The organism is Bradyrhizobium valentinum (assembly GCF_001440405.1).
GTDB classification, from domain to species: domain Bacteria; phylum Pseudomonadota; class Alphaproteobacteria; order Rhizobiales; family Xanthobacteraceae; genus Bradyrhizobium; species Bradyrhizobium valentinum.
Window position 1 is genome coordinate 48,319 of sequence record NZ_LLXX01000015.1, and the last position, 11,538, is coordinate 59,856.

Consider the following 11,538-nt stretch of genomic DNA (forward strand, 5'->3'; position numbering starts at 1 on the left):
ATTTCGGGAGGTCAGTCCGATTTATTTGAGCGGAACGATGCAACCTGCCTGAGGAAACGCCGACAAACAAAGGTCACAAGGACGGTTTTTTCGGCAGGAACGACAATCAAGCATGCCTCAATCTCAATTCTTTCCGGCAGGCGGGGCGCTCTGCGACTTCGCCGAAGCGATCTGGGATGCCGATTTCGACGATGCGCGCTCGGCCCGCGCGCTCACGATAAAGGTCTTGCCGACGACGTCGCCCGTTCTGATCGTGCACTACCGTGCGGCGATGACGGCGGCGCACCGGCCCTGCTACAAGCGCACCGCCAATGGGATGCAAACCAGAGCGATGACCCTGCGTCCCAGTGGTCCGCTCGGTGTCGTGCTGGTCCGCCTGAAGGCCGAAGAGGCTTGCCGTGTGCTCGGTTGCGATCTGGCCGATATGACCGATGCCAGCGTGGAACTGTCAGATATTTTTGGAGACCGCGAGGCATCCTTGCTGGAAGAAATGCTCGCCGAAGCGGAGAATGCGGAAGCGCGCGTGGCGCGAATGCGGCAGTTCCTGCGCGACCGGGTCGCCGCCAACCGGTTCGATCCTGTCGTCCATCGCGCGGTCCGCGCGCTCAAGCAGGATCCTACGGTCTCGATGAAAGACCTCGCCTCGCGTCTCGATGTCGGCGAACGCAGCCTGCAGCGCCGCTTCAAGACGCTGACCGGCGTCAACCCGAAGCAGTTCGCCCGCGTCGCGCGGATTGAAAAGGTCGTCGCTGCGCGACGCAAGGGCAGCGATTGGGCCGACGTCGCCTATGCGACCGGCTACAACGACCAGGCGCATCTGATCAACGATTTCAGGTCGTTGGCCGGCGCGCCGCCCGACACGTTCTTTCGCGGCACGATGGCTGCGGAATATCGCGGCTGGAACGCCGAACTCGCCGCGTCGGATTTTTACAATACATTCATGACCTAGCTCACTAGGCAGCGCATCTCCGAGGCCGGTGGACGGCATGAGATGAGGAGATGGACGATGCTGACCGAGATCAAGCGCGGAGCGAAGCTTCGCAACGCCTTCAATAAAGAGACGTTCGTGTTTTCAGGCCCCGTCGATGACCCGGCGGTGGCGCGCTTCGATGTCATCCTGGAAAAGGGCGGTTCGGGCGGCGGCAACGCGCTGCTTCACATCCATCCCGGCGCGGACGAGCATTTTGCGGTGAAATCCGGCCGCATCAAAATTGTTGTCGCGGGCAGGGAACAGATTGTCGAAGCTGGCGGAAGCGCGGTCGTGCCGCGTGGCGAGCCGCATTTCTTTGCCAATGCCGGCGACGGCGCGGCTGAACTGGAAATCGAGTTCAGGCCGGCGCAGCAACAGCTTCGCTTCTTTGCGAATTTCGCAACCCTTGCCGCGCATCGGACCGAGTGGTTTTCCAGCAAGGGTGATCCGAAGTTTCTCGGGATGGCGCTGGTGCTGCACACCTATCGCGACCACCTTTACCTTGCGGGCCCGCCGATCTTTCTGCAGAAATTCATCTTCGCGCTGTTGGCGCCGGTGGCGAGGCTCTGCGGGTACCGGCTGGCGATCGAGCCGCTTCGCGAAGAGCGGCTGCTCGCTCCGAGCCCGGCTGAGTAGGGCCAAGGGGGCGACCGCGTCAGTTCGCCCCGATCCGTCCCTCAGTCCCGGCCTGCAACCGCTTGATGTTCTCGCTGTGCTTCCAGAACAGCAGCAATGTCAGCACGACGAACAGCGACGCCAGCGCCGGATGGCCGAACCACCACAGGAACAGCGGCGTGACGAAAGCGGCGACCAGGGCCGACAGCGACGAGTAACGGGTGGTGACGGCGGTGGCGAGCCAGATCAGGCAGAACATCAGGGCTGCCGGCCAGAACAGACCGATCAGCACGCCGATATAGGTTGCCACCCCCTTGCCGCCCTGGAATTTCAGCCAGACCGGGAAGAGGTGACCGAGAAATGCGCCGAGCGCGGCCAGCATCGCCGCATTGGCGCCGCCGAAATAACCGGCGATGATGACCGCGAACGTGCCCTTGAGCATGTCGCCGATCAGGGTGGTCGCGGCGAGGCCCTTGCGGCCGGTCCGCAGCACGTTGGTGGCGCCGATATTGCCGCTTCCGATCGAGCGCAGATCCTGAGTACCGCCAAGCTTGGTCAGCACCAGGCCGAACGGGATCGAGCCGAGCAGATAGCCGATCAGGAAGGCGACGACGAGGAATGCCTCAGACATTGCGGTAGCTCCCACCGCGGCCCGTTTCGGACGAATCAGACGTGTTCATAAACTGTCCGCCCGCCCACGATAGTACGCACGACGCGCCCCGAGAAGCGGGCTTCGTCGAACGGCGTGTTCTTGCACTGCGATTTCAGGTCCGCGGGATCAAGCACCCACGGCGTGTCGGGATCGATCACGACGACGTCGGCCGGGGAACCCGCGCGCAGCGAACCGCCGGGCAGGCCAAGCAGTTCCGCTGGCCGCGTCGACATCGCCCGGATCAGCGTCTTGAAATTCATCTCGCGGTTGTGAATCAGCCGCAGCGCCGCCGGCAGCATGGTCTGCAGCCCAACCGCGCCGGGCGCCGCTTCCGCGAACGGTAGCCGCTTCACCTCGACGTCCTGCGGATTGTGATCCGACATCACGACGTCGATCAATCCGGAGGCCACGGCGGCAACCAGCGCGAGGCGGTCCTCCTCGGTGCGCAGCGGCGGCGACAATTTCAGGAAGGTGCGGTAGGGGCCGATATCGTTTTCGTTAAGCGTGACGTGATTGATCGACACGGAAGCGCTGACGTCGAGGCCGGCGTCTCGCGCGCGCTTGAGGATTTCCAGCGACTCGATCGAGGACAGCGAGGCCGCATGGTAGCGCCCGCCGGTCAGCGCCACGAGGCGCATGTCGCGCTCCAGCATCACGGCTTCGGCGGCGTTGGGAATGCCGACGAGGCCGAGCCTGGCCGCGAATTCGCCCTCGTTCATCACGCCTTCGCCGACGAGGTCAGGGTCTTCGGTGTGGTGCACGATCAGCGCGTCGAAATCGCGCGCGTAGGTCAGCGCCCGTCGCATCACCTGCGCATTGGTGACGCTCTTGTCGCCGTCGGTGAAGGCCACCGCGCCGGCAGCTTTCAACAGCCCGATCTCGGTCATCTCCATGCCGCCCAGGCCCTTGGTCAGCGCCGCCATCGGGTGGATGTTGACGATCGCGGTGTCGCGGGCGCGGCGCAGCACGAAGTCGACCGTCGCCGAATTGTCGATGACGGGCGAGGTATCCGGCTGGCAGATGATGGTGGTGATACCGCCGGCCGCAGCCGCCTGGCTGGCGGAGGCAAAGGTTTCGCGGTGGCTGGCGCCGGGCTCGCCGACGAAGGCGCGCATGTCGATCAGCCCGGGAGCGACGATCTTGCCGGCGCAATTGATGATGTCGGTGCCTTCGGGCACGCCGGCGGCGCCGATGCCGCGTTTTGAATCCCGGATCATGCCGTCGGCAATCAGCACGTCGCCGGGGCCGTCGTAATCCCTTGAGGGATCGACGACGCGGGCATTGGCAAGCAGGATCGGGCGGCGTTCTGTCAGCATGATTTACGCGTTCGGCAGGTTGCGGGCGAGCGCTTCCAGCACCGCCATCCGCACCGCCACTCCCATTTCTACCTGTTCACGGATCAGCGATTGCGCGCCATCCGCCACGATCGAGTCGATCTCGACGCCGCGATTCATCGGCCCTGGATGCATCACCAGCGCGTCCGGCTTGGCGTAAGCGAGCTTCTTCTGGTCGAGACCGAAATAGTGGAAGTATTCGCCGGACGACGGCACGAACGAGCCGTTCATCCGCTCGCGCTGCAGCCGAAGCATCATGACGATATCGGCGCCATTGAGGCCCTCGCGCATGTCGCGCGCCACCTCAACGCCCATTCGCTCGATGCCGCGCGGCAGCAGCGTGGAGGGGGCCACCACGCGGACGCGGGCGCCCATGGTGTTAAGCAAGAGGATGTTGGAGCGCGCGACGCGGGAATGCATGACGTCGCCGCAGATCGCGATGACCAGCCCTTCCAGCCGGCCTTTGTTGCGGCGGATGGTCAGCGCGTCCAGCAGCGCCTGGGTCGGATGCTCGTGGGCCCCGTCGCCGGCATTGATCACGGAACCGTCAACCTTGCGCGCCAGGAGTTCCACCGCGCCGGAGGCGTGGTGCCGCACCACCAGGATATCCGGGTGCATGGCGTTAAGCGTCACTGCCGTATCCATCAGCGTCTCGCCCTTGCGGATCGAGGACGAGGACACCGACATGTTCATGACGTCGGCCCCTAACCGTTTTCCCGCCAGTTCGAACGAGGATTGGGTGCGCGTCGAGGCCTCGAAAAACAGGTTCACCTGGGTGCGACCGCGCAAAGACGTGCGCTTTTTGTCCACCTGGCGGTTGAGCTCGACATATTCCTCGGAAAGGTCGAGCAGGCCGGTAATATCGGCAGCGGAAAGCCCCTCGATTCCCAGCAGATGCCGGTGCCCGAGGACGAAGGTCGATTTCGATGCAGGGGTCATTAAAGCGAGAGCTATAGGCAGAGATGCCGGGTAGGGCAAGCTTCAAATCCCGCGTCGGGACTTATCCACTAGCGCTTCGGCGGCAGGGTAAACGGCGGCGGATGGTGTCCCGTACCGCCGGTTTCCGCTAGGGTGCCGAGATCGGCGCGCGATCAGGCCATGGAAAACCTACGGCATTTCATTCAGTGCATTCGGATCATGTTGTGGGGCACTGGCGTGACCATCGGCAGGGGTGCGGCAAGGCGGATTGCACTCGCGGCGATATTCGCGGCGGCTTGCCTGGCGAGCGCCGCGGCGCAGACCCCAAAACTGCCTGCCGGCTTCGTCTATTTGCGCGATATCGATCCGACCATCATTCAGGATATGCGTTACGCCGGCCCCAACAATTTCGTCGGCCGTCCGCTCAGGGGGTATCAAGCCGCCGAATGCGTGGTGAAGCGCGAAGTCGGCGTGCTGCTGAAGAGCGTTCAGGAAGAGCTCGCGCTGCAGGGTCTGTCCTTGAAGATGTTCGATTGCTACCGCCCCACGCGCGCGGTTGCCGACATGGTGGCGTGGTCGCGCGACGGCAGGGAGACACCGGCGCAGAAGCGCTACAATCCGTCGTTCAGCAAGGCCGACCTGTTTCGGCTCGGCTACATCGCCGAACGTTCCGGTCATTCTACCGGCGCCGCGCTCGACCTCACCTTGGTCGATTTGAAGGCCGACAATTCGGCCACCTTCGATCCAGCCAAGGAATACGGCGACTGCACCGCCAATGTGAACCTTCGCGCGCCGGATGGCAGCGTCGATATGGGCACCGGCTATGATTGTTCCGACGTCAAGTCGCACACATCAGCGAAATCCATCACGGCGGCCCAGCGCCGCTGGCGGGAGAAGCTGGTTCTGGTGATGGCGCGGCGAGGATTTGTAAACTATTCGAAGGAGTGGTGGCACTTTTCGCTGCCGGGGGCGGGCGGGCAGGCCTATGATTTCCCGATTACACCGCGGAAATGAATCACGGGTTCCAGGATCAGCCATGAGCCAGGCAACATTCGCGACCCACGAGGTCTTCAACCAGTCACCACCGTTCGAAGATATCGATCTATTTGCGGCCGATCGGCCGTTGGTCGAAGCGGTGGCCGCCAACGGCGGCGCTTCGGCCGAGGGCGAGTTGTCGGACTTCGGCAAGCACTGGGGTTCGGCTGTCATGGCCGAACGCGGCCGCGTTGCCAACGAGAACACGCCGAGACTGCGCACCTTCGATTCCAAAGGCAATCGGCGCGACGAGGTCGAGTTTCATCCGGCCTATCACGACTTGATGGCGCGCAGCGCGCATGCCGGCGTGCACAATTCGACCTGGAACGCGTCAGGCAAGCCGGCCGGCGGCGCGTCGGAGGCGATCCGCGCGGCGAAATTCTACATGGCCGCGCAGGTCGAGACCGGGCATCTCTGCCCGATCACCATGACGCGGGCCTCCGTCGCCGCGCTGGCAGAACAGCCCGACCTGCTGGCCAGGGTGATGCCGGTGCTGGGCACGCGATCCTACGATCCGGCCTTCGCGCCCTGGTGGACCAAGCGCGGCATGACGCTCGGCATGGGCATGACCGAAAAGCAGGGCGGCACCGACGTGCGCTCCAACATGACGCGGGCGGAGCGCGACGGGAACGCCTATCGGATCACCGGGCATAAATGGTTCATGTCGGCACCGATGTGCGACGCCTTCCTGGTGCTGGCGCAGGCCGAGGATGGCTTGAGCTGTTTCTTTATGCCGCGCTTTACGCCCGACGGGGCGATCAACGCGATTCGGTTCCAGCGGCTCAAGGACAAGCTCGGCAACCGTTCGAACGCCTCCTCGGAAGTCGAGTTTCACGGCGCCTATGCCGAGCGCGTCGGCGACGAGGGCAAGGGTATCCGCACCATCATCCAGATGGTGCAATTGACGCGGCAGGATTGCGCGATTGCTTCGGCCGGTCTGATGCGCTCCGGCCTGGCGCATGCGCTGCACCACGCAAGGCATCGCAGCGTGTTCCAAAAACATCTCGCCGATCAGCCGCTGATGAAGGCGGTGCTGTCGGACATGGCGCTGCATGTCGAGGCTACCGTCGCGCTGGTGATGCGGCTGTGCCGTTCGTTCGACCGCGCGCCTGCCGACGCCAAGGAAGCCGCCTATATGCGGCTGCTGACGCCGGCCATCAAATACTGGGTCTGCAAGAGCGCGCCCGGCTTTCTCTATGAGGCGATGGAGTGCCTCGGCGGCAATGGTTACGTGGAAGAGGGCATTGTGGCGCGGCATTACCGGGAGTCGCCGGTCAACGCGATCTGGGAAGGCTCCGGCAATGTGATGTGCCTCGACGTGCTCCGCGCGCTGTCGCGCGAGCCGGAAGCGGGATCCGGCATCCTGCATGAACTGACCGGCGAGACGCTCGGATTGCCGGGCGCGGGTGAGGCAACCGCGTTCATCGGCAAGGCGTTCCACCGGCCGGACAGCGAGCGCGTGGCGCGGCTGGCGGTCGAGAAGCTGGCGCTGCTGGCGGCTTCCGCCGCGCTCAATGCCGTGTCGCCGCGGCATGCGCAGTTGTTCGCAGCCACGCGCCTTGCCGGGACTCACGCCGGCATGTACGGCGCGGTCGATCTGGCCAATGACGACATCCGCGGACTCTTGGGGCGTACGCTGCCGTGAATATCTTTTATCCGTCATGGCCGGGCATAGCCGTCCGAAGGACGGCGTCGCTGCCGCTCGCCTATGCCCTGACATGACGACACCGAGAAAGTTGATTGATGGCCTCCCTTACTACAACAAGCTCCACTGCCGTACCGCCCGCTATCCCCGATCAGCGGCCGCCACGCGTCTGGAAATTCTGGGGCACGTCGCTGTGGGGCCTGTTCATCTTCGCAGCGATGTTTCTCGGCCAGGTCACGGTCATCATCTACTTCGTGCTGCGGCATGGCGGGTCGTTCGACATCACTGATGCGATCCGTATCGTCGGCAGCGGCCTGACCATCTCGCTCTCCGTCATCCTGGGACTGCCCGCCGTGCTGCTGGCGACGTGGGTCGCGATCCGTCCGACGCGGATACCCTTTGCCGATTATCTGGCGCTGCGCTGGCCCTCATGGCGCAATTTCCTCACAGGTGTAGCCGCACTGGCCATCCTCGTCGGCGCCTGGGACCTGCTGTCGCGGGCACTCGGGCGCGAGGTAACGCCGGGCTTCATGGGCGACGTGCTGAAATCAGCCCAGGCCGATGGCGCGCTGTGGCTGCTGGTGATCGCGTTTTCCGTCGCCGCGCCGATGTGGGAAGAGATTTTTGCGCGCGGGTTTCTCTACCGCGGCTGGTCGGAATCAAGGCTCGGCGTCGCCGGGGCCATCTTCCTGTCGTCGCTGGCCTGGACCGCGCTGCATCTGCAGTACGACTGGTTCTTCTTCGGCGAGGTGTTTTCGATCGGCCTGCTGCTGGGCTACCTCCGCTACCGCACCAACTCGACCTGGCTGACGATCGTCCTGCACGGCATCAATAATCTGGCAGCGACGATTCAGACCCTCTGGCTGGCCGGGCACTAGCGGTTCTCCGCAATGACGGCCGGTCTACGCCACCAGCGCAATCGCGATCGGCATCGTGATCGCCGCCAAAATGGTCTGCAGCGTGATGATCTGCGCCAATAGCGGCGCGTCGCCGCCCATTTGCCGCGCCAGCACGTAAGCGCTGGACGAGGTGGGCACCGCAGCGCAGGCCGTGACGATGGCAAGGTTCGAGCCCGAAAGCCCGAACCAGACCCCCAGCGCGACCGCGATGACGGGCATCAGCACGAGCTTGAGGAACAGCGCGACCGAAGCGGCAAGGCTCGGCCGGAATATGCCTTCGAGATGCAGGCCGGCGCCGGTCACCAGCAGGCCGATGGCGAGCGAGGAGCGTCCGAGCGCGTCCGCCACCTCATGCCAGAGTTTGGGGAGCGGGATATGCGTGACGTTGAGCGCGAGCCCGATCGCGCAGGCCCAGATCAAAGGATTGCACACCACGGTCATGACGATCGATCCGACCGAGCGTTTCTCCGGCGAAGCGTAGTGGGCGAGCACTGAGACGCTGAATACGTTGACGAGCGGGATGATGGCGACCATGGCGACCGAGGCCAGCGCCAGCCCAAGGTCGCCAAACAGACTGCCGGAGACGGCGAGCGCCACATAAGTCTGCCAGCGCGTCGCGCCCTGGAAGATCGAGGTGAAGGCCGGACCATCGACCGAGGCGCGCGCGAGCAAGGGCCGCAGCGCAAGGCACAATAGCGACATCAGCAGGACCGACAGCAGCAGTGCGCCGCCGACGCCGGCCACCGGCACCTTGCTCAGGTCGGCTTTCACCAGCGTCTGCACCAGCAGAACCGGAAACAGCACGTAGTAGGTCAGCCGCTCCAGCCCGTGCCACTGCGTCTCGGGCCGGATCAGGGTCCGCTTCAGGATGAAGCCGAGCACGATCAGCAAAAACACCGGCAGCAGCGCCGCAATGACGACCGCCATTCTCAGCGATCTCCGCGCAGCTTCGCCAGCCGGTCCAGCGCGCCCTGCAGGATGAACATCGCGGCATGCTCGTCGATCACCTCGGCGCGGCGGGCGCGGGAGACGTCCATGCCGATCAATTCGCGCTCGACGGCCGCGGTCGAGAGCCGCTCGTCCCATAAAGCGATGGCAAGCCCCGTGAGGTTGGAAAAATTACGGGCAAAGGCGCGGGTCGATTGCGCGCGTGGCCCCTCGCTGCCGTCCATGTTGATGGGCAGGCCGAGCACGAAGCCGACGGCGCTGCGTTCGCCCGAAATCGCCAACAGCCGCGCCGCGTCGGCCTTGAAAGCCTTGCGCTGGATCGTCTCGACACCGGTCGCCAACCGGCGGTCAGGATCGGATACGGCGACGCCGATGGTCTTGGTGCCGAGATCTAGCCCGATGAGGGCGCCACGCTCGGGCCAGTGGGTGACGGCATCGATCAGGGGAAGGATGGGGGCGGGCATGGTCCCGCTTAACACGCGGTGTGCCGCACAGGCAAAGCCGATCGGAGCGTGGCGTCTATGCGAGAACGCCACGCCATTCGTCGATTTAGTCTTACCGGATCGCGACCGGGTTGATCATGCTCTGCACGCCGCCCTTGAAGCGCGGCTGGCCGAGCACGAACAGGAACTCGTAGGCCTTGTCCTTGGCGAGTTCTGCCGTGTCGAGATTTTCGAGGATGTAGGTCCCGTTCATCGCCAGCAGGATCTGATGCACCTCGAAGATGTTTTTCGACTCGAAAGGAAGGACTTCGAGTCCCCAGGTATCGGCGCCGACGGCGACCACGCCCTTGCCGGTGAGATACTTGGCGCCTTCGACCCCCAGGCCCGGCTCGCCTGCACTATAGCGCTTGTCGTCCTTGCCGATCAGGCTGAGCCAGCCGGTGTGGAAGATCACGACGTCGCCCTGGCGGATTTCGACGCCCTGTTTCTTCGCGACTTCCTCGATCTCCTTGACGTTGAAGGCGGTGCCTTCCTTGACCACGTCGGTGCCGTAGTGAGCCGCCATGTCGAGCAGCACGCCGCGGGTCACCATCGGCGGGACTTTCTCAATGCCGAGCTTTTTCAGCCCCGTCGGATCGGCGAAATCGGCGAGTTTGTTGCCATTGTAGTAGACGTGCTCGATACCGAGATGGCCGAGGCCGTCCAACTGACTACCGACGCCGACCCAGCCTTCAATGATGTCGTCGTTGTAGGTCGTCTTGTTGGGTCCAAGGCCGGGAATGCCGGCCTGGCCGGGCTGCACGATCGTGACCTTGAAGGCCCGCGGTGGATAGGCGGGGGTCTTGGAATCGACGGGAATGCCGAGCGCGTAGGTTTTGCCGGTCTTGACCAAGCCCGCTGCCTTCACGACGAGTTCGGGCTTCATGTAGTTGGCGGCGCCGATCTCGTCGTTCGGCCCCCATTTCGATTTCGTCCAGTCTTGAGCGCTTGCCGTTCCGACCGCATCCAACAAGGCAACAGAACAGCTCAATACGAACGCAAGGCGCATCGCAGTCCCTCCCAGATTGACGTTATGGTTTTTGGTAGCCAGCGCCTCATACTAACGTAGTAGTGTGGCGCGGCCAGAGGTTTTTTGAGCAAGACGCTCGCATCGCCGTCCGAGGAAGCGTGCCGCGCAAATCATCTTGTTGCGGAAAGATGGCACAGAAGTTTCGTCCGGCGGAATGAACGCGGGTAAGGCTATTTGATGGATGCGCTTAGTCTGTTCGGCCTGTTCGCGGTGACCGCGATGCTCGTGGCATACGCGCTGGAGGACCGCAGCCACTGGTTCATCCTGGCCTTCGCCGGCGCTTGCGCGCTTGGCTCTGCTTACGGCTTTCTTCAGGGCGCATGGCCGTTCGGACTGGTCGAGGCGATCTGGACCGGCGTTGCGGTGCGGCGCTGGTATGTCAGGCTGCAATAACCTCGCCATTGTTGCTCAGGCAGGATGCGAAGACCTGCAGGGCACTGTATTGATGCGCCGTACGGCGGGTGATGAAAAGCGTCTCCACGCGTGACTGCGCCGGGCTTAGCGTGTGGATGCTCACGCTGTCATTCCGCCCGACTACAGCGCGCGGCAGCAGCGTCACGCCCATGTCGGCGGCAACGCAGCCGATCATGCCGTCGAGCGTGCCAAGCTCGAATCGGGCGGAAGATGGCCAGCCGAATTCCGAAAAGATCTGCTCGAGCCGCTGGCGGTAGGTGCAGCCGGTGCGGAACACCAGCGCGGTCGGTCCCGATTCCGGCGTGCCCGCGCGTAAAGCGGTGAGGCTCTGCCATCGCCGCGCCGTGACCAGCACCAGTTCTTCGCGGAAGGCGACCGTCGCATTGAGTTCGGCATGCTCGACCGGACCTGCGACGAACGCGCCGTCAAGCGTGCCGTTGAGCACGCCAGCCACCAGCTCGGCCGTTGTCGAAGTCCGCAATGACAGCCGCACCGCCGGGAAGCGGCGATGGAAATCGGCGAGCAAAGAGGGTAGGCGCACCGCCGCCGTCGTCTCCATCGAGCCGATCGCGAGCGGCCCCTTCGGCTCGCCATCG

At 64.1% G+C, this 11,538-nt stretch carries 13 protein-coding genes; 6 read left to right on the forward strand and 7 right to left on the reverse strand.

Features of this window, described 5'->3' with window-relative positions:
• Positions 1-112 precede the first annotated feature (112 nt).
• Positions 113-949, forward strand: coding sequence for a helix-turn-helix domain-containing protein (locus CP49_RS01555; protein ID WP_057848533.1), 837 nt, complete (start codon positions 113-115; stop codon positions 947-949).
• A 57-nt stretch (positions 950-1,006) separates the two neighbouring features.
• On the forward strand, positions 1,007-1,606 hold the full coding sequence (locus tag CP49_RS01560) for a cupin domain-containing protein (RefSeq protein WP_057848534.1): 600 nt from the start codon (positions 1,007-1,009) through the stop codon (positions 1,604-1,606).
• Between the two features lie 19 nt (positions 1,607-1,625).
• Here CP49_RS01560 and plsY read toward each other — a convergent pair whose 3' ends face one another.
• From plsY to CP49_RS01575, 3 genes are read right to left on the reverse strand one after another with little or no spacing between them, the layout of a single operon-like run.
• Complete coding sequence (plsY, locus tag CP49_RS01565; protein ID WP_057848535.1) at positions 1,626-2,216, reverse strand: glycerol-3-phosphate 1-O-acyltransferase PlsY; 591 nt, start codon at positions 2,214-2,216, stop codon at positions 1,626-1,628.
• 35 nt (positions 2,217-2,251) lie between these two features.
• The gene (locus CP49_RS01570) at positions 2,252-3,553 is read right to left on the reverse strand and encodes a dihydroorotase (RefSeq protein ID WP_057848536.1); all 1,302 of its coding nucleotides are present in this window, start codon (positions 3,551-3,553) and stop codon (positions 2,252-2,254) included.
• Between the two features lie 3 nt (positions 3,554-3,556).
• Entirely contained in the window at positions 3,557-4,510 is a 954-nt protein-coding gene (locus CP49_RS01575) for an aspartate carbamoyltransferase catalytic subunit (protein ID WP_028345624.1), read from the reverse strand.
• Between the two features lie 159 nt (positions 4,511-4,669).
• On the opposite strand from CP49_RS01575, the gene CP49_RS01580 reads away from it, so the two are divergent.
• From CP49_RS01580 to CP49_RS01590, 3 genes are all read left to right on the forward strand, one after another.
• Positions 4,670-5,503 (forward strand): M15 family metallopeptidase, encoded by an 834-nt coding sequence (locus CP49_RS01580; protein ID WP_245310442.1) that lies wholly within the window; start codon positions 4,670-4,672, stop codon positions 5,501-5,503.
• Positions 5,504-5,525: 22 nt separating this feature from the next.
• The gene (locus CP49_RS01585) at positions 5,526-7,169 is read left to right on the forward strand and encodes an acyl-CoA dehydrogenase family protein (protein WP_057848537.1); all 1,644 of its coding nucleotides are present in this window, start codon (positions 5,526-5,528) and stop codon (positions 7,167-7,169) included.
• Positions 7,170-7,267: 98 nt separating this feature from the next.
• Complete coding sequence (locus tag CP49_RS01590) at positions 7,268-8,047, forward strand: CPBP family intramembrane glutamic endopeptidase (protein ID WP_057848538.1); 780 nt, start codon at positions 7,268-7,270, stop codon at positions 8,045-8,047.
• Positions 8,048-8,071: 24 nt separating this feature from the next.
• Here the strand turns inward: CP49_RS01590 and CP49_RS01595 are convergent, their stop codons facing one another.
• From CP49_RS01595 to CP49_RS01605, 3 genes are all read right to left on the reverse strand, one after another.
• Positions 8,072-8,995 carry an AEC family transporter gene (locus tag CP49_RS01595; RefSeq protein ID WP_057848539.1) on the reverse strand — a complete coding sequence of 308 codons (924 nt, stop codon included), beginning with the start codon at positions 8,993-8,995 and terminating at the stop codon, positions 8,072-8,074.
• Between the two features lie 2 nt (positions 8,996-8,997).
• On the reverse strand, positions 8,998-9,480 hold the full coding sequence (gene ruvX / locus CP49_RS01600) for a Holliday junction resolvase RuvX (RefSeq protein ID WP_057848552.1): 483 nt from the start codon (positions 9,478-9,480) through the stop codon (positions 8,998-9,000).
• Positions 9,481-9,571: 91 nt separating this feature from the next.
• Positions 9,572-10,507 (reverse strand): cyclase family protein, encoded by a 936-nt coding sequence (locus CP49_RS01605; protein ID WP_057848540.1) that lies wholly within the window; start codon positions 10,505-10,507, stop codon positions 9,572-9,574.
• A gap of 198 nt (positions 10,508-10,705) precedes the next feature.
• Here CP49_RS01605 and CP49_RS01610 point away from each other — a divergent pair, with 198 nt between their 5' ends.
• A complete protein-coding gene (locus CP49_RS01610; RefSeq protein ID WP_057848541.1) occupies positions 10,706-10,921 on the forward strand; it encodes a hypothetical protein in 216 nt (71 codons plus the stop codon).
• On the opposite strand, the gene CP49_RS01615 is transcribed toward CP49_RS01610, so the two are convergent.
• Positions 10,908-11,538, reverse strand: a 631-nt coding sequence (locus tag CP49_RS01615) for a LysR substrate-binding domain-containing protein (protein WP_057848542.1), incomplete at its 5' end; no start/stop codon positions are given. The genes CP49_RS01610 and CP49_RS01615 overlap by 14 nt on opposite strands.